The sequence below is a fragment of the Micromonospora sp. WMMD708 genome, from assembly GCF_049315245.1.
Classification (GTDB): domain Bacteria; phylum Actinomycetota; class Actinomycetes; order Mycobacteriales; family Micromonosporaceae; genus Micromonospora; species Micromonospora wenchangensis.
Genome location: NZ_CP186060.1, coordinates 620,960 through 646,218, shown reverse-complemented (window position 1 = coordinate 646,218; position 25,259 = coordinate 620,960). Strand labels below are relative to the sequence as shown.

Below are 25,259 nucleotides of genomic sequence, written 5' to 3'. Positions count from 1 at the left end.
TGCGCCCTGAACAGGCGTACTACCGGGTCAGAAGCCCGGGCCGTGCTGGTGGCCGTGACCGTGGCCGTGGCCGTGGCCACCGGCGGCGGCCGGCTCCGGCTGCTCCGGCTTCTCGACCACCAGGCTCTCGGTGGTCAGCAGGAGGCCGGCGATCGACGCGGCGTTGGTGACCGCGTTGCGGGTCACCTTCACCGGGTCGATGATGCCGGACTTGACCAGGTCGACGTACTCGCCCTGGGCGGCGTCGAGGCCCTGGCCCCAGTCCTGCCCGGCGACCTTCTCCACCACCACGTAGCCGTCGTGGCCGGCGTTCTGGGCGATCCAACGCAGCGGCTCGACCAGCGCCTTGCGCACGATCGAGACACCGACCTTCTCGTCACCGGTCAGGCCGAGGTCGTCGTCGAGCACCGAGCGGATCTGGGCCAGCGCGGCACCGCCGCCGGGAACCGTCCCCTCCTCGACCGCGGCCTTGGTGGCGGCGATCGCGTCCTCGATGCGGTGCTTGCGCTCCTTCATCTCGACCTCGGTCGCCGCGCCCGCCTTGATGACCGCGATGCCGCCGGAGAGCTTCGCCAGCCGCTCGGCCAGCTTCTCCCGGTCCCAGTCGGAGTCGGACGCCTCGATCTCCTTGCGGATCTGGGCGACCCGGTCGGCGACCTCGGCGGACTTGCCACCGCCGTCGACGACCGTGGTGTTCTCCTTGTCGACCACGACGCGCCGGGCGGTGCCGAGCGCCTCCAGGCCGACCTGGTCGAGCCGGTAGCCCAGTTCCGGGGCGACCAGCTCGGCGCCGGTCAGGATCGCCATGTCCTGGAGCATCGCCTTGCGGCGGTCACCGAAGCCGGGGGCCTTGACCGCGCAGACCTTGACGGTCTTGCGGATCGCGTTGACCACCAGGGTGGACAGCGCCTGGCCCTCGACGTCCTCGGCGACGATCAGCAGCGGCTTGCTGTTCTGGAGAACCTTCTCCAGCAGCGGCAGCAGTTCCTCGATCGCCGAGATCTTCTGGGTGGTGATGAGGATGTACGGGTCCTCCAGCACCGACTCCTGCGACTCCGCGTCGGTGACGAAGTTCGGCGAGATGAAGCCCTTGTCGAACTGGAGACCCTCGGTCACCTCCAGCTCGGTGGTCAGGGTGGAGCCCTCCTCGACGGTGATGACACCGTCGCGGCCGACCCGTTCCATCGCCTCGGCGATCAGCTCACCGATGGTGGCGTCCTGCGCCGAGATCGTCGCGACGTGCGCGATCGCCTTCTTGTCGGCCACCTCGACGGCCCGGCCGAGCAGCGATTCGGAGACCTTGGTGGCCGCCGCGTCGACGCCCCGCTTGAGGGCGGTCGGGTTGGCCCCGGCGGCCACGTTGCGCAGGCCCTCGCGGACCATGGCCTGGGCCAGCACGGTCGCGGTGGTGGTCCCGTCGCCGGCGACGTCGTTGGTCTTCGTCGCCACCTCCTTGACCAGCTGCGCGCCGAGGTTCTCGTACGGGTTGGTGAGCTCGATCTCCTTGGCGATGGTCACACCATCGTTGGTGATCGTCGGCGCACCGAATTTCTTGTCCAGGACGACGTTGCGCCCGCGCGGGCCGAGGGTGACCTTGACCGCGTCCGCGAGGGCGTTGACACCGTGCTCCAGCAGGTGCCGGGCGTCGTCCGAGAAGCTCAGGATCTTCGCCATGGATGTCCCTTCGAAGCGACGTCGCCCCGGCCCGGCGAGCCGGACCGGGGCGACGACACTGGAATCGGTTTGGTTACTTCTCGATGACCGCGAGAACGTCGCGGGCGGAGAGCACCAGGTACTCCTCGCCGGCGTACTTGATCTCGGTGCCGCCGTACTTCGAGTAGAGGACGGTGTCGCCGACGTTGACGTCGAGCGGCACGCGGTTGCCCTTGTCGTCGATCCGGCCGGGGCCGACGGCGAGGACGGTGCCCTCCTGCGGCTTCTCCTTGGCGGTGTCGGGGATCACGATGCCCGACGCCGTGGTGGTCTCAGCCTCGTTCGCCTGGACCACGATCCGGTCCTCGAGCGGCTTGATCGCAACCTTGGTCGCGGTAGTCACGGGCATACCCTCCTGGGGTACTTGGTTTCGTTGCCGGCCGAGAGTCCGACCAGCGTCAATCTGCCACATGCCACCGGGCGGGGCCGTCGTCGCGGGTGCCGGTCCGCCTGGCGTTCAGCACCCGGACCGGAGCCCGGGCGCTGGCACCCTCGGGGTGAGAGTGCTAATCGCAGGTTATTCCTCGGCTAGCACTCCGTCAAGGAGAGTGCCAATCTGCCGCCCGACGTGTCGCCCGACCGGGGCCATGATCAACTGAAGGGCGGCGGCGTCGCGGTGGCGACACCCCCGGACACCGCACCGTCGGCCCGCCTGAGTCGATCTCCGGGCAGGACCGGACAATGGGCGGGTGGATCTCGACCAGTTCGCCGCGCTGCGTACCGCCGAGGGGTCGGCCGCGCTCGCCGCGGCGGTCGGGGTGGCCGGCGGCGACCCGCTGGTCGCGGCGGCGGCGCTGCGCTCACGCGGGGTGCCGGCCGGGCTGGCCGCCGCCGCGCTCACCCAGGCCGAGCTGCGCCGCCGCGCGGTCGGCAAGTTCGGCCCGGAGGCGGCCGGGATGTTCCTCACCCGACCCGGCCTGGAGCAGGCCACCCGCCGGGTGGTCGCCGACCGGCGGGCCGCCCGGCTCGCCGCCGCCGGGGTGCGCACCCTCGCCGACCTGGGTTGCGGCCTCGGCGCCGACGCGCTCGCCGCCGCCCGCGCCGGCATCCGGGTGTACGGGGTGGAGGCCGACCCGGTCACCGCCGCGCTGGCCGCCGCGAACGCCGAGGCCGCCGGGCTGGCCGGGACGTTCACCGTGGAGTGCGGCGACGCGACGGCGTTCGACGTGACCCGGGTCGACGCGGTCTTCTGCGATCCGGCCCGACGGCGGGCCGGCACCGGACGGCGGATCTTCGACCCGGACGCCTACTCGCCGCCGTGGGACTTCGTCACCGGGCTGGCCGCGCGGGTGCCGCACACGGTGGTGAAGGTGGCCCCCGGTATCGACCACGCCCGGATCCCGGCCGACGCCGAGGCGGAGTGGGTCAGCGTCGACGGCGACCTGGTCGAGGCGGCCCTGTGGTGCGGCCGGCTCGCCGAGGTGCCCCGCCGGGCGACCGTGCTGCGGGCGGGGCCCGCCGACCGGCAGCGCCCGGCGGACGGTTCGCCCACCGGCCACCGCGCCGACAGCGAGCCGGTCGCCGCCCACCGGTTGACCGGCACCGGTACGGCCGAGGCCGAGGTCGGGCCGGTACGGCGCTACCTGTACGACCCGGACCCGGCGGTGGTCCGGGCGCACCTGGTCGCCGAACTGGCCGACACCCTCGACGCGACGCTTGCCGACCCGAGCATCGCCTACCTCTACGCGGACACCCCACGCCCCACCCCGTTCGGCAGGTGCCTGGAGATCGTCGACGTGCTGCCGTTCTCGCTGAAGCGGCTGCGCGCGCTGCTGCGGGAGCGCCGGGTCGGCCGGGTGGAGATCCTCAAGCGGGGCTCGGCGTTGTCGCCCGAGCAGTTGCGCCGGGACCTGCGACTGGCCGGGGAGAATCCGGCCAGCCTGGTGCTGACCCGGGTGGCCGGGGCTCCGACGGTGCTGGTCGGTCGACCGGTCGCGGACGGGGGCCCGCCGGGCTAGCGTGACCGGCATGGCGGGACAGGCCACCGCGGCGACGGCGCTGCTGACCAAGCGGAAGATCGCCCATCGCACCCACCCGTACGACGTCTCCCCGGACGCGCCGAACTACGGCGCGCTGGTCGCTGCGGCGCTCGGGGTGCCGCCGGAGCGGGTGTTCAAGACGCTCGTCGCCGAGGTCGACGGGGCGCTGGCGGTGGCGGTCGTCCCGGTCACCGGCGAGCTGAACCTCAAGGCGCTGGCCGCGGCGCTGGGTGGCAAGCGGGCCGCGTTGGCCGACCGGGCCGCCGCCGAGCGGAGCACCGGTTACGTGCGGGGCGGGATCAGCCCGCTGGGCCAGCGCCGCCGGTTACCGACGGTGGTCGACGTCTCCGCGCTGGACCATGACACCGTCTACGTGTCGGCCGGCCGGCGGGGGTTGCAGCTTGAGCTCGCCCCGGCGGACCTGGTGACTCTCACCGACGCCCGCACCGCACGGATCGCCGCCGGCTGACCCGGCACCGGGAGCCGGTCGCAGAACGGACACGCAGCGTGATCGCGGGGCGGGTGTCCCGGGGGTGACAACCGCGTTGCTGAATTGTTACCGCCGCCAACAAACTTCTGACCTCGGCAGTCTTGCGCCCGACTCGCGGGCGGGAATACGTTGCCGGACACAACAAAACACCGACCACTCCTCCCCCACCCTCGAAAGGACCCGTGCAGATGCGCAAGGGCTTCCTCACCTTCGCCGCCGTGGGCCTGCTGGCCACCGGCAGCATGGCCGCCTGCGGCGACGACTCCAGCAGCAACGACGCCGGCGGCGACACCGCCAAGAAGCCGAAGATCGGCGTGATCCTGCCGGACAGCAAGTCCTCCGCCCGCTGGGAGACCGCCGACCGCAGGTTCCTCAAGGCCGCCTTCGACGCCGCCGGTGTCGAGTCGGACATCCAGAACGCGCAGAACGACAAGAACGCCTTCCAGACCATCGCCGACCAGATGATCACCAGCGGGGTCACCACCCTGATGATCGTCAACCTGGACTCCGGCACCGGCAAGGCCGTGCTGGACAAGGCGAAGTCGCAGGGTGTCGCCACGATCGACTACGACCGGCTCACCCTGGGCGGTTCCGCGCAGTACTACGTCAGCTTCGACAACGAGGCCGTCGGCAAGCTCCAGGGCGAGGGCCTGGTCAAGTGCCTGACCGAGAAGGGCGTCAAGAACCCGACGGTCGCCTACCTCAACGGCTCGCCGACCGACAACAACGCCACCCTGTTCAAGAACGGCTACGACTCGGTGCTCAAGCCGAAGTTCGAGTCGAAGGAATACACCAAGGGCCCCGACCAGTCGGTTCCGGACTGGGACCCGGCGCAGGCCGCCACGATCTTCGAGCAGATGCTCACCCAGACCGGCGGCAAGATCGACGGCGTGCTCTCCGCCAACGACGGCCTCGGCAACGCGGCCATCTCGGTGCTGAAGAAGAACAAGCTCAACGGCAAGGTCCCGGTCACCGGCCAGGACGCCGACGTGACCGGCCTGCAGAACATCCTCGCCGGTGACCAGTGCATGACCGTCTACAAGGCCGTCAAGAAGGAGGCCGACGCGGCCGCCGAGCTGGCCATCGCCGTGGCCAAGGGCGAGCGCAAGGAGACCGGGCAGACGGTCAAGGACCCGGAGAGCGGCCGGGACGTCCCGTCCGTGCTGCTGGAGCCGAAGGCGATCGACAAGGCGACCGTCAAGGACGTCGTGGCCGACGGCTACGTCGACAAGGCGAAGCTCTGCACCGGCGCGTACGCCGCGCTCTGCACCGCCAACGGCATCAGCTGACCGTACGACGAGCGTCGTACCCCGTCGACGCGACGCCGCCCGGCACGGAACCTCGTGCCGGGCGGCGCCCGCCGCCGGACGGGCTCCGAGATCTTCCCTCCGTCCGAAGGAGACCCCCGTGTCCGCGACCCCCCTGCTGGAACTGCGCGGGATCGACAAGAGCTTCGGTCCCGTCCAGGTCCTGCGCGACGTCGCCCTCGCCGCCCACGCCGGAGAGGTGACCGCACTGGTCGGCGACAACGGCGCCGGCAAGTCCACCCTGGTCAAGTGCATCAGCGGCATCTACCCGGCCGACGCCGGCGAGTTCCTCTTCGACGGCCGACCGGTGACCATCAACAGCCCCCGGGACGCTGCCAACCTCGGCATCGAGGTCGTCTACCAGGACCTCGCGCTCTGCGACAACCTCGACATCGTGCAGAACATGTTCCTCGGCCGGGAGAAGCGCAGCGGGCTGGTGCTCGACGAGCCGACCATGGAGCAGATGGCGGCGGAGACCCTCGCCGGGCTCTCCGTACGGACGGTGAAGTCGCTGCGCCAGCACGTCTCCAGCCTCTCCGGCGGGCAGCGGCAGACCGTCGCCATCGCCAAGGCGGTGCTCTGGAACAGCAAGCTGGTCATCCTCGACGAGCCGACCGCCGCGCTGGGCGTGGCACAGACCGCCCAGGTCCTCGAACTGGTCCGCCGGCTGGCCGACAAGGGCCTGGCCGTGGTGCTGATCTCGCACAACATGAACGACGTCTTCGCGGTCTCCGACCGGATCGCCGCGCTCTACCTCGGCCAGATGGTCGCCCAGGTGAAGACCACCGACATCACCCACTCGCAGGTCGTCGAGTTGATCACCGCCGGCCGTTCCGGCAACCTCGGTCTCACCGGCGAACCGGTCACCGCCGGCAACGGCACCGGCGCAGGGCCCGCCGACACCACTCCAGGAGGCGTTCGATGACCACCACCGCCGTGCGCAAGGAAGGCCCGGCGGCGGTCACGCCGCCGCCGACCGTCGGCAGCCACCTCCGCGGCTACTGGAGCCGGGTCCGCGGCGGCGACATCGGCGCGCTGCCCGCCGTACTCGGGCTGATCGTGCTCTGCACCGTCTTCTCGATCATGCGGCCGTCGTTCCTCACCGCCGGCAACTTCGCCAACCTGTTCACCCAGGGCGCGGCGGTCACCCTGATCGCCATGGGGCTGGTCTTCGTCCTGCTGCTCGGCGAGATCGACCTCTCCGCCGGCTTCGCCAGCGGGGTGTGCGCGGCCATCCTGGCCAACGTTGCCACCAAGGCCGGTTACCCCTGGTACGTTGCCGTGCTCGCGGCGATCCTCACCGGCGTGGTCATCGGCACCGTGCTCGGCTTCCTGGTCGCCAAGATCGGTATCCCGTCGTTCGTGGTCACCCTGGCCGGCTTCCTCGCCTTCCAGGGCATCGTGCTGATGCTGATCAGCGGTGGCGCCAACATCTCGGTCAACGACGAGGTGCTGGTGGCGATCGCCAACCGCAACCTGCCCCCGGCCGTCGGCTGGGCGCTGGCCGCCGTCGCCATCGGCGGGTACGCCGCCGTACAGCTGCTGCGGCACCGCAAGCGGCTGTCCCGGGGGCTGACCACCGACCCGATGGCGGTGGTGCTCGCCCGGATCGGCGGCCTGACCCTGATCCTCGGCATCGCGGTCTACATCCTCAACCAGGAACGCAGCCGCAACGTCCTGATCAACTCGCTCAAGGGCGTGCCGATCGTGGTGCCGGTCATCGCGGTGCTGCTGATCGTCTGGACCTTCGTGCTCCAGCGCACCAGCTACGGCCGGCACGTCTACGCCGTCGGCGGCAACAAGGAGGCCGCCCGTCGGGCCGGCATCAACGTCGACCGGATCCGGATCTCGGTCTTCGTCATCTGCTCGTCCATGGCGGCGGTCGGCGGCATCGTCGCGGCCAGCCGGGCCAACTCGGTCGACCCGAACACCGGCGGCAGCAACGTGCTGCTCTACGCCGTCGGCGCGGCGGTGATCGGCGGCACCAGCCTCTTCGGCGGCAAGGGCCGGGTCCTCGACGCCGTGCTCGGTGGCGCGGTCGTCGCCGTCATCGACAACGGCATGGGCCTGATGGGCTACAGCGCCGGGGTGAAGTACGTCGTCACCGGTGTGGTGCTGCTCCTCGCGGCCAGCGTGGACGCGCTGTCGCGCCGCCGCGCCTCCGCCTCCGGAACGCGCTGATCCGCGTACTCCAGCGGCGGAACATGGGGTGCCAGCGACGATGCGGGTAGGACCGAGCCAGGACGAGATCCGACGGCAGAACCTCGGGGCGCTGCTCCGGCACGTCCACGTGCACGGCGCCACCTCCCGCGCGGAACTCACCACCGCCCTCGGGCTCAACCGCAGCACCATCGGTGCGCTCACCGCCGACCTGGCCGGGGCCGGCCTGGTCAGCGAGGGCACACCGAAGGAGACCGGCCGGGCCGGACGACCGTCGCTGGTCGTCCGGCCCGAGTCCGACCGGGTCTACGCGTACGCGTACTCGATCGAGGTGGACCGGCTGCGGGCCGCGCGGGTCGGGCTCGGCGGCGAGGTGCTCGACCGCCGGGACCTGGACCGGCCGCGTGACCTGGACGCCGGGGAGACCGTCCCGATGCTGGCCGGTGCCCTCAAGCAGATGCGGGAACGGGTGCCGCCGGAGTCGATCTGCGTCGGTGCCGGCGTCGCGGTCTGCGGCATGGTCCGCAGGGCCGACGGGCTCGTCCGGCTCGGCCCCACCACCGGCTGGGTGGACGAGCCGATCGGGGCCGCCCTGACCGTCGAACTCGGCGTCGAGCTGCCGGTCACGGTGGGCAACGTGGCCGACGTCGCCGCCTTCGCCGAGCACGCCCGGGGTGTCGCCGCCGGCTGCGACAACGTCATCTACCTGTACGGGGACGTCGGCGTCGGCGCCGGCATCATCGCCGGTGGCCGCCGGCTGACCGGCCACGGCGGGTACGGCGGCGAGGTCGGACACATGGTGGTGGTGCGCGACGGCACCCCCTGCGAGTGCGGTTCCCGGGGCTGCTGGGAGACCCAGATCGGCGAGTACGGGCTGCTGCGGGCCGCCGGCCGCTCCGAGGCCCGGGGGCGCGACGCGCTGCTGGCCGTGTTCGACGCCGCCGACCGGGGTGACGCCCGCGCCCAGACCGCCGTACGGCACGCCGGGGACTGGCTCGGCTTCGGAGTGGCGAACCTGGTCAACATCTTCAACCCCGAGATGGTCATCTTCGGCGGCACGATGCGGGACCTCTACCTGGCCGCCGCCGCCCAGGTCCGCAGCCGGCTCAACGAGACCGGGCTGCCCGCCTGCCTGGAACACGTCCGGCTGCGGACCCCGAAACTCGGCGACGACGCGGCCCTGATCGGCGCCGCCGAACTGGCCTTCGAACGACTCCTCGCCGATCCGCTCGACGCCGCCTGAGTCCTCGACCTGCGCCGACGGGCGAGTTGTCCGGCCCGATGAACTGATCGGCCCGACAGTCCGTACCAGTGGACGGACGGGCAGCCGGCGGGTCGCTGCCCGGCAGGACAGGGTCGGCCCGGATCGAGGAGGCACCGCAGCATGGCACCGCTGGATTCCGTACGTCGTCGGCGAGGGCACCGGACCCACCGGGTGGCGGTGTTGCTCGTCACCTTCCTGGCCGGCCTGGTCGTGCTACCCGGCATGGCGGTCGCCGCTCCCGGCGTCCAGCTGAACGCCGCCGACATGGCGCTGCTCAACGGCGTCCGGCTCGCCGGGCTCTGGGAGATGCCGGCCGGCACGATGGCCGCCGAGAAGGGTCAGTCCGCGCGGGTGCGGGAGGTCGGCGCGGAGATCGCCCGCCAGCACGGCGTCCTCGACGAGCTGGTGGTGCAGGCCGCCAACAAGCTGGGCGCGACGCTGCCGAGCGATCCCACCGCCGAGCAGAAGGGGTGGCTGACCGAGATGCAGAACGCCTCCGGTGCTCAGTTCGACCAGATCTTCGTGACCCGGCTCCGGCTGGCGCACGGCAAGATCTTCCCGGTGATCGGCGCGGTCCGGGCCAGCACCCGGGACAACACCGTCCGCAAGCTCGCCGACGATGCCAACAAGTTCGTCAACGACCACATGGCCATGCTGGAGAGCACCGGACTGGTCCGCTGGCAGCAGATGCCACCGGCCGCGATCCCGGCCGCGCAGCAGGACTCGCTGGTCGCCGCCGCACAGGCCGGCGCCGCCGCCGGCCCGTCCGTCGCGATCAGCACTACCGTGGTCTGGGCGGTCTTCCTGCTCGCGCTCGGCGCGGGCGGCTACGCCACCTGGCGGATCACGCGCCGCAGTTGACCCGGCGCGACCGACCCGACGGCCCGCAGGCGGCACCACCGCCGGCGGGCCGTCCGGCTGTCGGAGGGCCCTGTGCTGGGGACGGGTGCCCGGTCAGCGGTCGACCTGGGTGAAGTCCCAGGAGTGCGGGGGGCGGGCGACCAGGGTGGCCGGCGGCTCGGGCAGCGACCGGGGGCTGCTGCGCCACTTCGAGACGACCACCACCCGGTGGTCGGTGGAGGAGAAGACCTCGCTGGACAGGTGCAGCGGATCGTGCTCGAACTCCGGCAGGGCCGTCTCGCACACCCAGGTGATCAGGTCGGCGAAGCCGTACGACTCGGCCCGCGCCTCCCACATCCGTACGATCACGTCGGCCCCTCCCCTCACACGCTGACCGTGGTCAGTGGCAACGCCGAGTCGGCGGGCAGGTCCAGCCGGCTCGGGCGTACCCCGGCGGCCACCAGGTGCGACCCGAGCGCGGCGACCATCGCCCCGTTGTCGGTGCACAACCCCGGTCGGGGGGTGCGGACCCGGACGCCGTACCGCTGCGCCCGCTGCTCGGCCATCGCCCGCAGCCGCGAGTTCGCCGCCACTCCCCCGCCGATGACCAGGGTGTCGATCCCGTGTTCCCGGCAGGCGGCCAGCGCCTTGCCGGTGAGCACGTCGCAGACCGCCTCCTGGAAGGCGGCCGCCACGTCGGCCACCGGCACCGGCTCACCGGCCCGGCGCCGCCCCTCCACCCAGCGGGCCACCGCCGTCTTCAGCCCGGAGAAGGAGAAGTCGTAGCGGTGGGCGACGAGATCCTTGGCGGCGGTCAGGCCACGCGGGAAGGCGATCGACGCCGGATCACCCGCCCGTGCCTCCCGGTCGATGTACGGGCCGCCCGGGAACGGCAGGCCGAGCAGCCGGGCCACCTTGTCGAACGCCTCCCCGGCCGCGTCGTCGATGGTCGCGCCCAGCGGGGTCACCCCCCGGGCCAGGTCGTCGACGCGCAGCAGTGAGGAGTGTCCACCGGAGACCAGCATGGCGATCGCCGGTGCGGGCAGCGGACCGTGCTCCAGGGTGTCCACCGCGACGTGGGCGGCCAGGTGGTTCACCCCGTACACCGGCTTCTCGGCGGCCAGCGCATAGCCCTTCGCGGCGGCCACCCCGACCAGCAGGGCCCCGGCCAGGCCCGGACCGGAGGTGACCGCGATCGCGTCGATGTCGGCGAGGGTCACCCCCGCGTCGCGCAGCGCCCGGTCCATGGTCGGCACGATGGCCTCCAGGTGCGCCCGGCTGGCCACCTCGGGCACCACCCCGCCGAACCGGGCGTGTTCGTCCACGCTGGAGGCGAGCGCGTCGGCGAGCAGGGTGTGCCCGCGAACGATGCCCACCCCGGTCTCGTCGCAGGAGGTCTCGATCCCGAGGATCAGCGGTTCGTCAGCCATGGTCCGTCCCGTCCGCGCCCGGTTCCGCGTCGCGCCGCATGACCAGCGCGTCGGTGTTGCTCGGTTGGTAGTAGCCCCGTCGTACGCCGATCGGCTCGAAGCCGTACCCCGCGTAGAGCCGCTGGGCGGGGGCGTTGTCGACGGCCACCTCCAGCAGGACGCTGCCGACCCCGCGGCGGGCGGTCTCCGCGAGCAGGTCCTCCAGCAGCGCCCGGCCGATCCCGCGCCGCTGGGCGTTCCGGCGGACCGCGATGTTCTGCACCCACGACTCGCCGCCCGGGTCGACGGCCAGGCCCGCGTAGCCCAGCAGCGACCCGTCGCCGTCCAGGGCGACCCGGTAGTGGTGGCCGTTGGCCAGTTCGTTCCAGAACATCGCCGGCGACCACTGCTCGGGGCCGAACAGGTCCGCCTCGATCAGCAGCACCTCCGGGATGTGCCACCAGCGGAACCGGTCCACGCGCACGGTCACGGCAGCACCGACTTGCGGCTGGTCGCCGCGACCGCGTCCGGCCGGCGCAGGTACAGCGGGGTGAGCGTCTCGCCGGGGGCACCCGCCCTGATCCGGGCGGCGGCCAGGGCGACCAGCGCGGCGGCGTCCGGGTAGCGGGGTTCGGCGCGCAGCGGCAGGCCGAGCACGTCGGCGTACCGGTGGGCGCCGTCTCCGACCGCCTCGGTGACGGCCAGTTCCCGGGCGCGGGCGGCGGCGACCGCCGGGGCGTCCACCTCCGGCCCGACGATCCGCCGGCCGCTGCCGTCGTAGACCGCCCAGTAGACCTCTTTGCGCCGCGCGTCGGCGGCGACCAGCACCCGGGGCTCCCCCACCGCCGTGCCGCCGGTCGTGCCGGCCGGGGCCGGGCCGGGGTGGCCGATGCCGTCGAGCGAGCAGACGCCGTACGTGGGGATGCCGAGCACCTGGCCCACGGTGGCGGCGGTGACCAGCCCGACCCGCAGCCCGGTGAAGGGGCCGGGGCCGAGCCCGGCGACGATCGCGCCGAGGTCGGCCGGCCGGGCGTCGACGTCGACGAGGACCGCCTCGACCTGCGGGGCGAGCAGTTCACCGTGGGCGCGGGCGTCGACCGTGCACCGGTGCGCCCGCAGCGCGACACCGTCCGCTGTGACCTCGGCCAGCGCCGCGGTGACCGCGGGGGTCGAGGAGTCCACCACCAGTACGAGCACGGTAAGCCAGCCTAGCCGTCCACCCGCGCCGCCCGGCCACACCCCGCCCGCCCTCTCATCCCCCGCCCTCGCCCCCGCCCGGGCTCTCATCCCGGGCGCTCGTCCTGCTCTCGACCTCGGAATCGTCCCGGTCCCGGCCCCGCGCTGCTGCCTCGGAACAGCCCTTCGGCTCCGCCCTCAGGTCCACACCTCGCTCTCGGGCCACTCCCCTGTCCCCGCCCCGACTGCTCCTCACCCCTGGCTCCTGGCTCCGTCGACGGACCACCGGATGGGGAACCGGCCAGGGCGGGGAGTGCCATCCGACGTAGCGCGGTATGCCTGTGAGTCATACTTATGACTCACAGGCATACCGCTCACTGCCGGCACATCATCATCCGGGGATGCCTGAAAGCAGTCGGCTCGCCACAGAGATCGCCGCCCTGCTTCGTCGGGAACGCAGCGTCGGGCGGCTCACCCAGCAGCAACTGGCGGATCGGGCAGGGACGAGTCAGAGCGCGGTGGCCCGGGTCGAGCGGGGTGGGCGGGTACCGAGCCTCGACCTGGTCGAGCGCCTCTTCGCCGCCCTCGGCCGGCAACTCGCCGTCACCGCCGAGCCCCTCGACAGCCACCTCGACGCCGAGATGGACGCGCTGGCCGGGCGGTCGACCACCGACCGGATCGACGAGTTGGGGCTGGACCGGCTGCTCGACCGGCTCGGTGACCTGCCGCACCTGCTGACCGGCAGCACCGCCGCGCTGCTCCAGGGTGCGCCCGTACCGGTCGACGCGGTCGAGATCGCCGTCCGGTGGTGCGACTCCGCCCGGTTCACCGCCTGGCTGACGGCCGCCTACGGGCAGCGCTGGAACGCCAGGTGGGGTGAGTTCGGTGGCCTGTACCTGGAACCGGAGGAGCCCGGCGAGCACCTCTGGATGACCCGGTACGGCGAGATCCGCGCGCAGATGTGCGACGAGTTCCCGGCGGCGATCGAGGTGCGGCACGGGAAGCGCAGCTACCGGGTGGTCCCGCTGGTCGCCGTGGAGCTGACCGACCCGCGGGCCGCCGCACTGCTGCGCCGGCACCGGCAACGCGCCGTCGACCGCCGTACCCCGGACGTCGACCCGGCCGGTCGGACCGGGCGGTGAGCACACCACCGCGCGCCGCCGACGTCAGCCGGCCGAGCGCTCCCAGTCGATCGGGGGCAGCCCGGCGTCGGCGAGGGCCTTGTTGGTGGCGCTGAACGGACGGCTGCCGAGGAAGCCACGCGGGTTCATCGGGCTCGGGTGGCCCGCCTCCAGCACCACGTGCCGGGGGTTGGTGACCAGGGCCGCCTTCTTGCGGGCGTACCCGCCCCAGAGCAGGAACACCACCGGCTCGTCCCGGGCGTCCAGGGCGCGGATGGTCGCGTCGGTGAACTCCTCCCAGCCGGAGTTGCCGTGCGAACCTGGGCTGGCCTGCCGGACGGTGAGCACCGCGTTGAGCAGCAGCACACCCTGCGCCGCCCAGCCGTCCAGGTTGCCGCTGCGCGGCTTGGGCACCCCGAGGTCCTCGCTCAACTCCTTGAAGACGTTGCGCAGCGACGGCGGCACGGACACCCCCTCGCGGACGCTGAAGCTCAGCCCGTGCGCCTGCCCCGCCTTGTGGTACGGGTCCTGGCCGAGGATCAGCACCCGGCACTGCTCCGGGCCGCACAGCCGGTAGGCGGAAAAGAGGTCCTCCTGCGGCGGGAAGACCGTCTGGGTGGCGTACTCGTGGGCGACGAACTCGGCCAGCGCCGCCGTCCGGGCCGGGTCCAGGTGCGGGGTGAGCACGGCACGCCACTCCTGCGGCAGCAGCGCCAGCAGGTCGAGGGTGGGGGTGTCGTCGGGCATCGGCAACCTTTCACAACGAAGTCCCCGGCACTCTAGGCAGCGGGTACGACACCCCGCACCCCAGGGCCGGTCAGCCCAGCGCGGTCAGGCGGTCCGCCCAGTCCCCGCCCACCGGCTCCAGCTCGACCACCCGGGTGTCGTCGTCGCGCCGGTCGATGCGTACCCGCAGGTGGGTGTCGACGAGCTGCTCGACCAGCCCCTCACCCCACTCGACCACGGTCACCGAGTCGTCCACCGAGGCGTCCAGGTCCAGGTCGTCGATCTCGGCGCGCGGGTCGGCGGCGTCACCCAGCCGGTACGCGTCGGCGTGCACCAGGGCCACCGTGCCGCCACGGGCCGGGTCGGGCCGGTGCACCCGGGCGATCACGAAGGTCGGCGAGGTGACGTCGCCGCGTACCCCCAGGCCGGCGCCGAGGCCCCGGGTGAGGGCGGTCTTGCCGGCCCCCAGCGGGCCGGTGAGCAGCAGCAGGTCACCGGCGCGCAGCACGCCGGCGAGCCGGCGGCCGAAGGCGTGCGTGTCCTCGACCGTGGGCAACGTGACGCGCACGCTCACAACGCCTCCAGGAAGCGTTCCAGCGCGGCGTTGACCTCGTCGGCGTGTTCCAGCATTACCACGTGCCCACTGTCCCGGATCTTGAGGTACTCGGCGTGCGGCAGCCGGCGGACGATCTCGTCGGAGTGCACCACCGGTGTGATCATGTCCTTGTCGCCCACCACCACCAGCACCGGGGTGCCGCTCAGCGCGGCCAGCGCCGGGAACCGGGAGTGGGTGGCCAGGGTCCGCAGGTAGCGGGTCACCGTGTCGGCCGACGTCCGGGAGTTCATCCGTTCCACGTACGACACCAGGGCCGGGCTGGGTTTCGGGGTGCCGAAGCCGTAGCGGCGGGTCAGCAGCCAGGCCACGTTGGACGTGGACCTGCGGGCCCGGTCGATCACGAGCCCGCCGTACCGGGTGGCGTTGCTCATCATGAACAGCACCGGCGAGCCCACCCGGCCGAGCAGGGCCGGCGCGACCAGCTTCGTCTCGGCGAGCAACCCGCCCGACGTGGCCATCAGCACCGTGCCGACCACCCGGTCGCCGAACAACTCCGGGTACGCCTCGGCGAACGCCATGATGGTCATCCCGCCCATCGAGTGCCCGACCAGCACCAACGGCCCCTCCGGGGCGGTCGCGTCGATCACCCGGCGCAGGGTGTGCCCGAGCGCGGCGAGGTCGTACTCGCCGGTCTCCAGCCGCCCCGACCGGCCGTGCCCCGGCTGGTCGTAGGCGACGATCCGGTGCTCGCCGCGTTCGGCGAGCAGCTTGCGCTGGAAGTGGAACGTCCCCATGTCCAGGCAGAAACCGTGCACCAGCACCACCGTCGGACGCCCCGGCACCGGCCGGGTCGGCTCGACCACCTCGACGTGGATGTCGGTGCCGTCCGGCAGTTCCAGCCGGTACGCCTCGTCGTACCGCTGCTCGCCGAAGTCCTCCCCGGCGTACGGGTCGGCGGGGTCGGCCTTGAGCCGGCGGACCAGGGCCCGTTCGGTGGCCACCCCGGCGGCCAGCCCGGCGGCGGCCACCCCCACCGCGGCCCCGACCACACCGGCGACCCGCCCGGCGGCGGTCCTCGGCCGGGGCACCCGGAACCGGCTGACCGCGCTCACGGGCGCGTCCCGTCGTAGACCCGGGGAACCCGGACCCCGCCGAACCGGGTGACGATCTCATAGTTGATCGTGCCGACCGCCTCCGCCCAGTCGTCGGCGGTGGGCATGCCGTCGTCGCCGCTGCCGAACAGGGTCGCCACGTCACCGGCGGCCACCTCGTCCGTGCCGCAGTCGAGCACGAACTGGTCCATGCAGACCCGGCCGGAGATGGTCCGCCGCTTCCCGCCGAGCTGCACCGGCCCCACGTTGGAGGCGTGCCGGGGCACCCCGTCGGCGTAGCCCAGCGGCACCACGGCCAGGTTCGCCTCCCCGGCGGTGGTGTACGTGTGGCCGTACGACACGCCGGTGCCGGCGGGGACCCGCTTGGCGAGCATCACCCGGGCCCGCGCGGTCATCGCCCGGCGCAGCCCGAACTGCTGCCCGGCGACCGGCGACAGCCCGTAGACGGCGATCCCGGGTCGGACCAGGTCGAAGTGGGTGTCGGGGCGGGTCAGGGTGGCCGCCGAGTTGGCCAGGTGCCGGTAGCGCGGGCGCAACCCGGCCCGCTCGACCATGGCCAGCCCCTCGTGGAAGACGGCCAACTGCCGGTCGGTGGTGGGGTGGCCGGGCGAGTCCGCGTACACGAAGTGGCTCCACACGCCGACCACCTCGACCAGGCCGTCGGCCTGGGCCTTCGCGGCGGCCTCCAGCAGGGTCGGCCAGTCGGCGACGGTGGCACCGCCCCGGGACAACCCGGTGTCGATCTTGAGATGCAGCCGGGCCGGCCGGTCGGCGGCCCGCCCCGCCGCGACCATCTCGTCGAGCTGGGACAGGCTCGCGGCGGCCAGGTCCACCCCGGCAGCCACCCCCTCGTGCAGGGGCAGCCCCGGGTCGAGCAGCCACGCCAGCACCGGCACGGTGATCCCGGCCCGGCGCAGCGTCAACGCCTCGTCGAGGGTGCACACCCCCAGCCAGTCCGCCCCCGCGTCCAGCGCGGCCCGCGCCGACGGGACCATGCCGTGGCCGTACCCGTCGGCCTTCACCACCGCCATCAACTCGGCGCTGGTGCCCGACCGGAGCCGGGCCACGTTCTGACGGATCGCGTCCAGATCGACACGTACCTCGGCCTGCCACATACGCCCAGCCTACTGGCGTCGGTGATCACCGGGTCGGTGGACGCCGACCCGCCCCGGTCAGAGCAGCGGGGCCGCCACCGTACGCAGTGCGGCCGCCACGTCCGGCGCGGTCACCGGGCCGCCCCGGGCCGCCTCCCGCCCGGCCAGCCCGTGCAGGTACGCCGCGCCGGCCGCCGCCCGCTCGGGGGCCAGCCCGGCGGCGAGCAGCGAACCGAGCAGCCCGGCCAGCACGTCCCCGGTGCCCCCGGTGGCCAGCGCGGGGCTGCCGGTCGGGTTGACGTACGCCCGGCCGTCAGGCGTGCCGACCACCGTGCGGTCCCCCTTGAGCAGCACCGTCGCGTTCATCCAGGCGGCCAGCCGCAGCGCGGCGGCGACCCGGTCGGCCCCCGGCTCCTCGCCGCACAGCCGGGTGAACTCCCGGTCGTGCGGGGTGACCACGATCGGGGCGTCCCGGTCCCGCAGCCGACCGGCGAGCGAACCGTCCACCAGCAGGGTCAACGCGTCCGCGTCGAGCACCGCCGGCACCGGCGCGGCCAGCACCGCGCGCAGTTCCGCCCCGGCCTGCTCGTCGGTGCCCAGGCCGGAGCCGCAGACCCAGGCCTGCACCCGGCCGGCCCCGGCGACCCGGTCGGTGGCGATCACCGACGGGTGCTGCCGGACCACCTCGTCGCGGGCGCCACCGGCGTACCGGACCAGCCCGGTGGGGCCGGCCAGCGCGCCACCCACCGAGAGCACCGCCGCCCCCGGGTAGGTCCGCGACCCGGTGGCCACCCCGACCACGCCCCGGCGGTACTTCTCCGAGGACGCGCCGGTGCGGGGCCACCAGTCGCGCACGTCGGACCACTGCGTGACATGCAGCGCGGGGGTGCCGCGCAGCCACGGCCCGAGCCCGATGTCGACCAGTTCGACCTGCCCGGCCAGCGGGGCCGCCGGGCCGACCACCAGGGCGGGCTTGAGCGCGCCGAACGCCACCGTCACGTCGGCGGCCACCGCGCGGGGCCGGCCCGTGCCGTCCGTCGGCACGTCCCCGGTGTCCACCGCCACCCCGCTGGGCACGTCCACGGCGACGACGGTGGCCCGGCCGCCGTCGCGGCCCCGCAACCCGGGCAGGCCGGCGACGAGTTCGGCGGCGGCGTCGCGCAGCCCGCCGGTGCCGCCGATCCCGACGATCCCGTCGAGCACCAGGTCGACCGTGGCGGGCGGGGCGTCGACCAGTCGTCCCCCGGCGGCCCGCAGCGCCGCCAGTCCGTCGGCGTGCGCCCGCCCGGGGGCGGTCGGCAGCACGGCGACCTGGGCACCCCGGCGCGCCAGCCGCTCACCGGCGTACAACGCGTCGCCGCCGTTGTCGCCGCTGCCGACCAGCACCAGCACCCGCGCGCCGTACACCCCTCCCCGGTCGGCGAGCAGCAGGGCGCACCGCCGGGCCAGCCCGGCCGCCGCCCGCTGCATGAGCGTCCCGGGGGGCACGGTGGCCATCAGGCCGGCCTCCGCCGCGCGTACGTCCGACACCCGCCACACCGGTCTCATGCCACCCCCGTCTTCGGGCGGCCGTCCCGCCCGTCCCGGCCGGGCGCGTCCGCCGTGGTCGGGATCACCCTACCGGCGGTGGGGGCGGCAGATTAGCCACCGGCGTCACGGCCGGCAAGACCTGTGGACAACCCGGGGGTACGACCGCCGCCCGTCGTCCACAGGGCCCGCCGGCCGGCCGCCCCGCCACCTAGCGTCGGCGGCACGGTCACGGCGACGGGCCGGGCGAGGGCGGGAGGCGGACGATGACGGACGAGCCGGTGCGGGTCGACCTGCCGGTGCTGCGCGCGGCGGCCGGTGGGCTGGCCGACGAGGCGTACGCGCTGGCCCGGGGGCTGGCGGGTCACCCCGGGCTGGTGCCGTCCGCGCCGGGTTGGCGGGCCGGGGCCGCGCTGGCCGGGCTGGAGTCGGCGGTGCACGCCTGGCACGGGGTGCTCGGCGTACGCGTCGCCGAGACCGGTACCGCGCTGCGCACCGCCGCCGAGGCGTACGCGGCAGCCGACGACCGGGCCGCCGGGCGGCTGGCCGGTCGACCCCGATGATCGGGTACGCCCAGCTCTGGGCCGCCTCCCCGGGCGACTGGGTGGCGGCGGGGTTGGCCTGGCGCGGGCTGGACGCGCCGGTCACCCGACGGCGGTCCGGGCTGGCCGAGCGGGCGGCGACGCTGCGCACGGGCTGGTCGGGTGGGGCGGCCACCAGGGCCGGCGGGCGGCTCGACGGGCTGCGCGCGGAGTTGGGCACGATCCTGCCGGCGCTGGTCGAGACCGATCAGGTGCTCGCCGAGTTCGCCGGTCGGCTGCGGGTGGCCAAGGCCCGGCTCGCCGAGGCGGTGGCGTTGGCCGACCGTACCGGCGTGGCGGTCGACCGGCACGGCGGGCTGCGGACGGTCCCCCCGGTCTGGCGCGGCCCCGAGTCGGGCGGGCTGCCGGCCGGGACGGGTGCGCGCCCCGCCCCGGCGGGTGGTGCCGGCGCGGCCCACTCCCCCGGTCCCCCCGCCGGCACGGACGTGACCGGCGGGGGCGGCACCAGGAACGCGGTGGGGTCGCCGGTGGCGGTGGCCCAGGTGGCGGCGGCGCTGCGGGAGGCGCTGGCGCTGGCCGACGTGGCCGACCGGGAGGTCGCCGGCCGGCTGGCCGAGTTGACCGGGGCGGCCCGCACCGGCTGGGTGGAGCGGCCACCACCGGCCCGGCCGGCCGACGATGCCACCCCGGCGGCGGTCCGCGCCTGGTGGGACGGCCTCACCCCGGCGCAGCGGCGCTGGCTGGTGCTGCACGAACCGGCCCGGACCGGCCCGCGCGACGGGGTGCCGGCGGCGGCCCGGGACCAGGCGAACCGGCTGCTGCTGGCCGGGCACCGGGAGGCTCTGCTGGCCGAACGCCGGGCGGCGTCGGCCAGCGGGTCGGGTGGGCGGTCCCGGCTGCGTCGGATCGACCGGACGCTGGCCACCCTGGACGGGCTCGCCGGGCGGCTCGCCGCGACGACGGGACCCCGGCCCTACCTGCTCGGGCTCGACCCGCGCGGCGACGGCCGGGCGATCGTCGCGCTGGGCAACCCGGACCGGGCCCACCGGGTGCTGACCTACGTGCCGGGGATGACGAGCGACCTCGCCGACGTCCCCGGCGAGCTGGGTCGGGCCGCCCGGGTGCAGGACCGGTGCACCGCCCTCGCCCCGGGTGAGGAGACGGCGGCGGTGCTCTGGCTGGACTACGACGCCCCCGACTTCCTGTCCGAGGCGTCCTCACCGGCCCAGGCCCGGGACGCCGGGCCCGACCTGCACCGCTTCCAGGAAGGGCTGCGCGCCACCCACGACGGGCCGGCGGCCCGGCAGACCGTGCTGGGGCACAGCTACGGCTCGCTGGTGGTGGGCAGCGCCGCCCGCGACCACGGGCTGGCCGCCGACGCGCTGGCCTTCGTCGGGTCACCGGGGGTGGGGGTGGACCGGGCCGGGGCGCTCGGCCTGCCACCGGGGCAGGTCTGGTCGAGCACCGCCAGCGACGACGTGATCCGGCTGGTCGAGCCACCCCGGGAGCTGGCCGGCCGGGCGGTGCTGGCCACCTCGCCGCTGGCCAGCGCCGCCTCGCTGTTCCGCCCGGACGACCACCGGCTGTGGTTCGGGCACGATCCGAGCGATCCGGGCTTCGGCGGCCGGACCTTCCCCAGCGGTCGGGGCGGCCACACCGGGTACTGGGAGCCCGACAACCCCGCCCTGGACGGGATGGCCCGGATCGTGCTGGGCCGGTGAGCGGCGTCCTACTCCACGGTGACCGACTTCGCCAGGTTGCGCGGCTGGTCCACGTCGTGTCCCCGGGCGGCGGCGATCTCGGCCGCGAACACCTGCAACGGCACGGTGGTGACCAGCGGGGCGAGCAGGGTCGGCGTACGCGGCACGTAGATCAGGTGGTCGGCGTAGCGGACCACGGCCTCGTCGCCCTCCTCGGCGATCACGATGGTCCGCGCGCCCCGGGCCCGGACCTCCTGGATGTTGGAGATGACCTTGTCGTGCAGCATGCCCCGGCCGACCGGCGACGGCACCACGCAGATCACCGGGGTGCCCTTGTCGATCAGGGCGATCGGCCCGTGCTTCAGCTCACCGGCGGCGAACCCCTCGGCGTGCATGTACGCCAGCTCCTTGAGCTTGAGGGCGCCCTCCAGGGCCACCGGGTAGCCGACGTGCCGGCCGATGAACAGCACCGTCGGCTCCGACTTCAGCTCCCGGGCCAGCTCCCGCACCGGCTCGATCCGGCCCAGCAGCTCCCGCAGCTTGCCCGGCATCTCCTGGAGCTGGGCCACCACCGCGCCGACCTCGTCGGCGAACTTGATCCCGCGTACCTGGGCCAGGTGCAGGCCGATCAGGTAGCAGGCGACCAGCTGGGTGAGGAACGCCTTGGTCGAGGCGACGGCGATCTCCGGGCCGCCGTGGGTGTAGAGCACCGCGTCGGACTCGCGCGGAATGGTGGAGCCGTTGGTGTTGCAGATGGCCAGCACCCGGGCCTTCTGCTCCTTGGCGTGCCGCAACGCCATCAGGGTGTCCATCGTCTCGCCGGACTGCGAGATCACCACGATCAGGGTGGACCGGTCGAGCACCGGGTCGCGGTAGCGGAACTCGCTTGCCAGTTCCACCTCGCAGGGGATACGGGTCCAGTGCTCGATGGCGTACTTGGCGACCATGCCCGAGTGGTACGCGGTGCCGCAGGCCACGATGAAGATCTTGTCGACGTCGCGCAGGTCCTGGTCGCTGAGGCGGACCTCGTCGAGGGCGATCTCCCCGGTCTCGGTGAGCCGGCCGAGCAGGGTGTCCGCGATGGCCTGCGGCTGCTCCTCGATCTCCTTGAGCATGAACCAGTCGTAACCACCCTTCTCGGCGGCCGAGGAGTCCCAGTCGATGTGGAAGTCCTTGCCGGTGGCCGGCTGGCCGTCGAAGTCGGTGATCTCGATGCTGTCGGCGGTGATCAGCACGAGCTGGTCCTGGCCCAGCTCGACCGCCTCGCGGGTGTGCTCGATGAACGCCGCCACGTCACTGGCCAGGTAGTTCTCCCCGTCACCCCGGCCGACCACCAGCGGCGAGTTGCGCCGGGCACCGACCACCGCGCCCGGGATGGCGGCGTCCACGGCGAGCAGGGTGAACGCGCCCTCCAACCGGCGGCACACCACCCGCATCGCGGCGGCGAGCAGCTGCGGGCCGTCGGTGCCGCCGGCCGCCCGCAGCTCGGCGAGCGCGTGGGAGAGCAGGTGGGCGGCGCACTCGGTGTCGGTGTCGCTGGTGAACTGGACGCCGTCGTCCTCCAACTCGGCGCGGAGCTTGGCGAAGTTCTCGATGATGCCGTTGTGGATCACGGCGACCCGGCCGTCGGGGGCCAGGTGCGGGTGGGCGTTGCGGTCGGTCGGGCCGCCGTGGGTGGCCCACCGGGTGTGGCCGATGCCGGTCGTGCCGTCACCGATGCCTACCGGGCTGGCGGCGCAGTCGTCGGGGTTGGTGGCGGCCCGCTCGGAGAGGACCTTCTCCAGGTTGGCCAGCTTGCCGGCCTTCTTCTCGGTGAGCAGCTCGTCGTCGCAGACGATCGCGACCCCGGCCGAGTCGTATCCCCGGTATTCCAGCCGCCGCAACCCGTCGAGCACGATGCCGAGCGCCGGGCGCGCGCCGGCGTAACCCACGATTCCACACATGGTTCGCAGCCTAACCCAGTTTCGCTCACCTCGTGTGCGCGGAAGCCCGGCAAACGATCACCGAATTTGAGCGATCGGGCGGTGACGGGCGGCAACCGGACGACCGTCGCAGCCGTCCGGCCGTACGGGGTTGCGGCAGGCCCGCCGGTACGACAGTCTCTCGGCGACCCTGGAACGTCCCTGGGACGGCCCGCACGCCCCTTTCCTCCCCTTCCGTCCCCGGAGCAGCCATGTCCGACACGTCGCCCCCCAGCGACCCCACTCCCCCATCCGGCGATTCCGCACCTGCGGCCGGCAGTTCCGCACCTGCCGCCAGCGACCCCGCACCTGCCGCCGGCGCCCCGACGCCTCCGGCAGCCGGCTACCCGGCTCCCGGGCCCGCCGGCGCCCCGGGCCCGTCCGCGTGGGCCCCGCCGGACCCGTTCGCGGTCCCACAGCCCTGGGCGGCCCCCGGCCCCTGGGTCCACGGATCGGCACCCGGCCCCTCCGCTGCCGCCTATCCCGACCCGGCCGGTGCCGCCTATCCCGACCCGACCGGCCCGGCTCCTCCCGGCCCGCACGGCTCACCTTCTTCCGGCCCGGCCCCCGGTACGCCCGGCGTCGCCTGGCCCGCCGGCTGGCCCGGAATCCCCGCCGGCCCGCCCGCAGCCGGCTGGCCCGGCGGGCCACCCGGTCCCGGCTGGCCGCCGCCGGGTTATCCGCCGCCGTTCGCCCACCCCGGCTACCCGCCGTCGGGCGGGCGGACCAGTGCCGGCACGGTGGTGGGCATCGTGGTCGCCGTGATCGCGGTACTCACCCTCGTCGGCTGCGCCTGCTTCTGCGGGGGCGGTGCCCTGCTCGACGGGATCGGGCCGGACACGTCGACCGAGGACCCCTACGGCCGGGGCTACTACGACGACGAACCCGAGCCGAGCTGGAGCCCGCCGCAGCCGTTCCAACCCTCCGCACCCGCCACCCGGCCGGCCGACGGTCCCGGCCGGGTGGCGGTGACCTACGAGGTGACCGGCACCGGCCCGGTGGACCTCCAGTTCTACGACGGCGACGGCTACTTCATCCAGCAGGAGAAGGTACGGTTGCCCTGGCGGATGCAGCTGCGTACCGACGATCCGAACCGGGTGCTGGTCACCGCCGCCCGCTCCGACGGCAACCCGGGCGGGTTCCGGTGCGCCACCACCGTCGGCACGCGACCCCGGGTCACCGACGCGGCCGGTCCGGACGACTGGCGGGTGCAGTGCCACGCCAACCCGATCCGCTGACCACGACGGACCACCGGTAGCACGCCGGATCAGCGCGGGAAGGCGGACCAGCGGCGGTAAGGCGGTGACGAGCCCTGGTGGCAGGGGCGGCCGCGGGCCGTAGGCTGACGGGCGTGACGACGCCGACCGATGTCGACCCGCTGGTGGCCCGGATGCGTCCGTTCGGGACGACCGTCTTCGCGGAGATGTCCGCGCTCGCCGTCCGGACCGGTGCGGTCAACCTGGGCCAGGGCTTCCCGGACACCGACGGGCCGCCGGAGATGCTGGCCGCCGCCGCCGAGGCGCTGCGCTCCGGGCACAACCAGTACCCGCCCGGTCCGGGGGTGCCCGTGCTACGTCGGGCCGTCGCCGCGCACCAGCTCCGCTTCCACGGCCTGACGTACGACCCCGACGGCGAGGTGATCGTCACCGCCGGGGCCACCGAGGCGATCGCCGCCAGCATCCTCGCGCTCTGCGAACCGGGTGACGAGGTGATCTGCTTCGAGCCGTACTACGACTCGTACGCGGCGTCGATCGCCCTGGCCGGGGCGGTACGGCGGCCGGTGACGCTGCGCCCCGGCGACGACGGCCGCTACGCCTTCGACCCGGACGAGCTGCGGGCCGCGTTCGGGCCGCGTACCCGGCTGGTGCTGCTGAACTCGCCGCACAACCCGACCGGGAAGGTCTTCACCGCACCGGAGCTGACCCTGGTCGCCGACCTCTGCCGGGAACACGACGTGTACGCGGTCACCGACGAGGTGTACGAGCACCTCGTCTTCACCGACGCCGCCGCCGCGCACCTGCCGCTGGCCACCCTGCCGGGGATGTGGGAACGCACCCTGCGCATCTCGTCGGCCGGCAAGACCTTCTCCTGCACCGGCTGGAAGGTGGGCTGGGTCAGTGGGCCCGCCCCGCTGGTCTCGGCGGTGCTGCGGGTCAAACAGTTCCTCACCTACGTCAACGCGGGGCCGCTGCAACCGGCGGTCGCCGTGGCGCTGGCCCTGCCCGACGACTACTACACCGGTTTCCGCGACAGCCTCCAACGGCAGCGGGACCTGCTGATCGGTGGCCTGACCGACGCCGGTTTCGACGTGCTCACCCCGGAGGGGACGTACTTCGTCACCGCCGACATCACCGGCCTCGGCGGTCGGGACGGGTTGGAGTTCTGCCGTTCCCTGCCGGAACGCTGCGGCGTGGTGGCGGTGCCCACCCAGGTGTTCTACGACGACGCCGAGGCCGGCCGGCGGCTGGTCCGGTTCGCCTTCTGCAAGCGCCCCGAGGTGCTGACCGAGGCGGTCACCCGGCTACGCGGACTGGCCACCGCACGCTGATCCCGCCGGGCCGGCAGGCGGCGGACCCGACACC

23 protein-coding genes and 2 pseudogenes are annotated in these 25,259 nt (G+C 73.8%); 13 read left to right on the top strand and 12 right to left on the bottom strand.

Annotation, left to right across the window (positions count from 1 at the left end):
* Positions 1-27 precede the first annotated feature (27 nt).
* Positions 28-1,674, bottom strand: a complete 1,647-nt coding sequence (gene groL, locus ACN260_RS03035) for a chaperonin GroEL (RefSeq protein WP_422754609.1) — start codon at positions 1,672-1,674, stop codon at positions 28-30.
* Between the two features lie 73 nt (positions 1,675-1,747).
* Positions 1,748-2,062 carry a co-chaperone GroES gene (gene groES, locus ACN260_RS03030; protein ID WP_204924915.1) on the bottom strand — a complete coding sequence of 105 codons (315 nt, stop codon included), beginning with the start codon at positions 2,060-2,062 and terminating at the stop codon, positions 1,748-1,750.
* Positions 2,063-2,402: 340 nt separating this feature from the next.
* Between groES and ACN260_RS03025 the strand changes: the two are divergent.
* The 8 genes and pseudogenes from ACN260_RS03025 to ACN260_RS02990 all read left to right on the top strand — a co-directional run.
* Positions 2,403-3,161 (top strand): annotated as a pseudogene (locus tag ACN260_RS03025) (methyltransferase domain-containing protein); the annotation flags it as partial.
* 78 nt (positions 3,162-3,239) lie between these two features.
* Positions 3,240-3,671, top strand: a pseudogene (locus ACN260_RS03020) (THUMP-like domain-containing protein); the annotation flags it as partial.
* A 10-nt stretch (positions 3,672-3,681) separates the two neighbouring features.
* The gene (gene ybaK, locus ACN260_RS03015; protein WP_422754608.1) at positions 3,682-4,161 is read left to right on the top strand and encodes a Cys-tRNA(Pro) deacylase; all 480 of its coding nucleotides are present in this window, start codon (positions 3,682-3,684) and stop codon (positions 4,159-4,161) included.
* A 209-nt stretch (positions 4,162-4,370) separates the two neighbouring features.
* Positions 4,371-5,471 (top strand): sugar ABC transporter substrate-binding protein, encoded by a 1,101-nt coding sequence (locus ACN260_RS03010; protein ID WP_422754607.1) that lies wholly within the window; start codon positions 4,371-4,373, stop codon positions 5,469-5,471.
* A 118-nt stretch (positions 5,472-5,589) separates the two neighbouring features.
* A complete protein-coding gene (locus ACN260_RS03005) occupies positions 5,590-6,414 on the top strand; it encodes an ATP-binding cassette domain-containing protein (protein ID WP_422754606.1) in 825 nt (274 codons plus the stop codon).
* On the top strand, positions 6,411-7,670 hold the full coding sequence (locus ACN260_RS03000) for a sugar ABC transporter permease (protein WP_422754605.1): 1,260 nt from the start codon (positions 6,411-6,413) through the stop codon (positions 7,668-7,670). The genes ACN260_RS03005 and ACN260_RS03000 overlap by 4 nt, the downstream gene beginning before the upstream one ends.
* Positions 7,671-7,710: 40 nt before the next feature.
* Positions 7,711-8,892: an ROK family protein gene (locus ACN260_RS02995; RefSeq protein ID WP_422754604.1), complete on the top strand. Its 1,182-nt coding sequence runs from the start codon at positions 7,711-7,713 to the stop codon at positions 8,890-8,892.
* Positions 8,893-9,033: 141 nt separating this feature from the next.
* A complete protein-coding gene (locus tag ACN260_RS02990) occupies positions 9,034-9,774 on the top strand; it encodes a DUF4142 domain-containing protein (protein ID WP_422754603.1) in 741 nt (246 codons plus the stop codon).
* Between the two features lie 93 nt (positions 9,775-9,867).
* On the opposite strand, the gene ACN260_RS02985 is transcribed toward ACN260_RS02990, so the two are convergent.
* From ACN260_RS02985 to tsaB, 4 genes are read right to left on the bottom strand one after another with little or no spacing between them, the layout of a single operon-like run.
* Complete coding sequence (locus ACN260_RS02985) at positions 9,868-10,122, bottom strand: hypothetical protein (protein ID WP_145921705.1); 255 nt, start codon at positions 10,120-10,122, stop codon at positions 9,868-9,870.
* Between the two features lie 14 nt (positions 10,123-10,136).
* Positions 10,137-11,183 carry a tRNA (adenosine(37)-N6)-threonylcarbamoyltransferase complex transferase subunit TsaD gene (gene tsaD, locus ACN260_RS02980; RefSeq protein WP_422754602.1) on the bottom strand — a complete coding sequence of 349 codons (1,047 nt, stop codon included), beginning with the start codon at positions 11,181-11,183 and terminating at the stop codon, positions 10,137-10,139.
* Entirely contained in the window at positions 11,176-11,646 is a 471-nt protein-coding gene (gene rimI, locus ACN260_RS02975) for a ribosomal protein S18-alanine N-acetyltransferase (RefSeq protein WP_422756598.1), read from the bottom strand. The genes tsaD and rimI overlap by 8 nt, the downstream gene beginning before the upstream one ends.
* A 2-nt stretch (positions 11,647-11,648) precedes the next feature.
* Positions 11,649-12,359: a tRNA (adenosine(37)-N6)-threonylcarbamoyltransferase complex dimerization subunit type 1 TsaB gene (tsaB, locus tag ACN260_RS02970; RefSeq protein WP_422754601.1), complete on the bottom strand. Its 711-nt coding sequence runs from the start codon at positions 12,357-12,359 to the stop codon at positions 11,649-11,651.
* A gap of 380 nt (positions 12,360-12,739) precedes the next feature.
* Here tsaB and ACN260_RS02965 point away from each other — a divergent pair, with 380 nt between their 5' ends.
* Positions 12,740-13,480, top strand: a complete 741-nt coding sequence (locus ACN260_RS02965; protein ID WP_422754600.1) for a helix-turn-helix domain-containing protein — start codon at positions 12,740-12,742, stop codon at positions 13,478-13,480.
* 24 nt (positions 13,481-13,504) lie between these two features.
* On the opposite strand, the gene ung is transcribed toward ACN260_RS02965, so the two are convergent.
* The 5 genes from ung to ACN260_RS02940 form a co-directional block, all read right to left on the bottom strand.
* Entirely contained in the window at positions 13,505-14,206 is a 702-nt protein-coding gene (gene ung, locus ACN260_RS02960; RefSeq protein ID WP_422754599.1) for a uracil-DNA glycosylase, read from the bottom strand.
* A gap of 70 nt (positions 14,207-14,276) precedes the next feature.
* A complete protein-coding gene (tsaE, locus tag ACN260_RS02955; protein ID WP_422754598.1) occupies positions 14,277-14,759 on the bottom strand; it encodes a tRNA (adenosine(37)-N6)-threonylcarbamoyltransferase complex ATPase subunit type 1 TsaE in 483 nt (160 codons plus the stop codon).
* On the bottom strand, positions 14,756-15,853 hold the full coding sequence (locus tag ACN260_RS02950) for an alpha/beta fold hydrolase (RefSeq protein WP_422754597.1): 1,098 nt from the start codon (positions 15,851-15,853) through the stop codon (positions 14,756-14,758). Before ACN260_RS02950 ends, tsaE begins: the two co-directional genes overlap by 4 nt.
* Positions 15,850-16,968, bottom strand: a complete 1,119-nt coding sequence (alr, locus tag ACN260_RS02945; protein WP_422754596.1) for an alanine racemase — start codon at positions 16,966-16,968, stop codon at positions 15,850-15,852. The genes ACN260_RS02950 and alr overlap by 4 nt, the downstream gene beginning before the upstream one ends.
* 57 nt (positions 16,969-17,025) lie before the next feature.
* A complete protein-coding gene (locus tag ACN260_RS02940; protein ID WP_422754595.1) occupies positions 17,026-18,495 on the bottom strand; it encodes an NAD(P)H-hydrate dehydratase in 1,470 nt (489 codons plus the stop codon).
* Between the two features lie 245 nt (positions 18,496-18,740).
* Between ACN260_RS02940 and ACN260_RS02935 the strand changes: the two genes are divergently transcribed.
* On the top strand, positions 18,741-19,037 hold the full coding sequence (locus ACN260_RS02935; RefSeq protein WP_422754594.1) for a hypothetical protein: 297 nt from the start codon (positions 18,741-18,743) through the stop codon (positions 19,035-19,037).
* Complete coding sequence (locus ACN260_RS02930; RefSeq protein ID WP_422754593.1) at positions 19,034-20,737, top strand: alpha/beta hydrolase; 1,704 nt, start codon at positions 19,034-19,036, stop codon at positions 20,735-20,737. Before ACN260_RS02935 ends, ACN260_RS02930 begins: the two co-directional genes overlap by 4 nt.
* A gap of 8 nt (positions 20,738-20,745) precedes the next feature.
* Here the strand turns inward: ACN260_RS02930 and glmS are convergent, their stop codons facing one another.
* Positions 20,746-22,659 carry a glutamine--fructose-6-phosphate transaminase (isomerizing) gene (gene glmS / locus ACN260_RS02925; RefSeq protein ID WP_422754592.1) on the bottom strand — a complete coding sequence of 638 codons (1,914 nt, stop codon included), beginning with the start codon at positions 22,657-22,659 and terminating at the stop codon, positions 20,746-20,748.
* Positions 22,660-23,438: 779 nt separating this feature from the next.
* Here glmS and ACN260_RS02920 point away from each other — a divergent pair.
* Both ACN260_RS02920 and ACN260_RS02915 read left to right on the top strand, forming a co-directional pair.
* Positions 23,439-23,915 (top strand): MmpS family transport accessory protein, encoded by a 477-nt coding sequence (locus ACN260_RS02920; protein ID WP_422754591.1) that lies wholly within the window; start codon positions 23,439-23,441, stop codon positions 23,913-23,915.
* Between the two features lie 113 nt (positions 23,916-24,028).
* Positions 24,029-25,225: a pyridoxal phosphate-dependent aminotransferase gene (locus tag ACN260_RS02915; protein WP_422754590.1), complete on the top strand. Its 1,197-nt coding sequence runs from the start codon at positions 24,029-24,031 to the stop codon at positions 25,223-25,225.
* Positions 25,226-25,259: the final 34 nt, after the last annotated feature.

What these genes read in the sequence shown, in the direction of transcription:
- groL (WP_422754609.1), bottom strand. Translation starts at nt 1,674, where the DNA reads ATGGCGAAGATCCTGAGCTTCTCGGACGACGCCCGGCACCTGCTGGAG.
- groES (WP_204924915.1), bottom strand. Translation starts at nt 2,062, where the DNA reads ATGCCCGTGACTACCGCGACCAAGGTTGCGATCAAGCCGCTCGAGGAC.
- ybaK (WP_422754608.1), top strand. Translation starts at nt 3,682, where the DNA reads ATGGCGGGACAGGCCACCGCGGCGACGGCGCTGCTGACCAAGCGGAAG.
- ACN260_RS03010 (WP_422754607.1), top strand. Translation starts at nt 4,371, where the DNA reads ATGCGCAAGGGCTTCCTCACCTTCGCCGCCGTGGGCCTGCTGGCCACC.
- ACN260_RS03000 (WP_422754605.1), top strand. Translation starts at nt 6,411, where the DNA reads ATGACCACCACCGCCGTGCGCAAGGAAGGCCCGGCGGCGGTCACGCCG.
- ACN260_RS02995 (WP_422754604.1), top strand. Translation starts at nt 7,711, where the DNA reads ATGCGGGTAGGACCGAGCCAGGACGAGATCCGACGGCAGAACCTCGGG.
- ACN260_RS02990 (WP_422754603.1), top strand. Translation starts at nt 9,034, where the DNA reads ATGGCACCGCTGGATTCCGTACGTCGTCGGCGAGGGCACCGGACCCAC.
- tsaD (WP_422754602.1), bottom strand. Translation starts at nt 11,183, where the DNA reads ATGGCTGACGAACCGCTGATCCTCGGGATCGAGACCTCCTGCGACGAG.
- ACN260_RS02965 (WP_422754600.1), top strand. Translation starts at nt 12,740, where the DNA reads ATGCCTGAAAGCAGTCGGCTCGCCACAGAGATCGCCGCCCTGCTTCGT.
- ung (WP_422754599.1), bottom strand. Translation starts at nt 14,206, where the DNA reads ATGCCCGACGACACCCCCACCCTCGACCTGCTGGCGCTGCTGCCGCAG.
- alr (WP_422754596.1), bottom strand. Translation starts at nt 16,968, where the DNA reads ATGTGGCAGGCCGAGGTACGTGTCGATCTGGACGCGATCCGTCAGAAC.
- ACN260_RS02940 (WP_422754595.1), bottom strand. Translation starts at nt 18,495, where the DNA reads ATGAGACCGGTGTGGCGGGTGTCGGACGTACGCGCGGCGGAGGCCGGC.
- ACN260_RS02935 (WP_422754594.1), top strand. Translation starts at nt 18,741, where the DNA reads ATGACGGACGAGCCGGTGCGGGTCGACCTGCCGGTGCTGCGCGCGGCG.
- ACN260_RS02930 (WP_422754593.1), top strand. Translation starts at nt 19,034, where the DNA reads ATGATCGGGTACGCCCAGCTCTGGGCCGCCTCCCCGGGCGACTGGGTG.
- glmS (WP_422754592.1), bottom strand. Translation starts at nt 22,659, where the DNA reads ATGTGTGGAATCGTGGGTTACGCCGGCGCGCGCCCGGCGCTCGGCATC.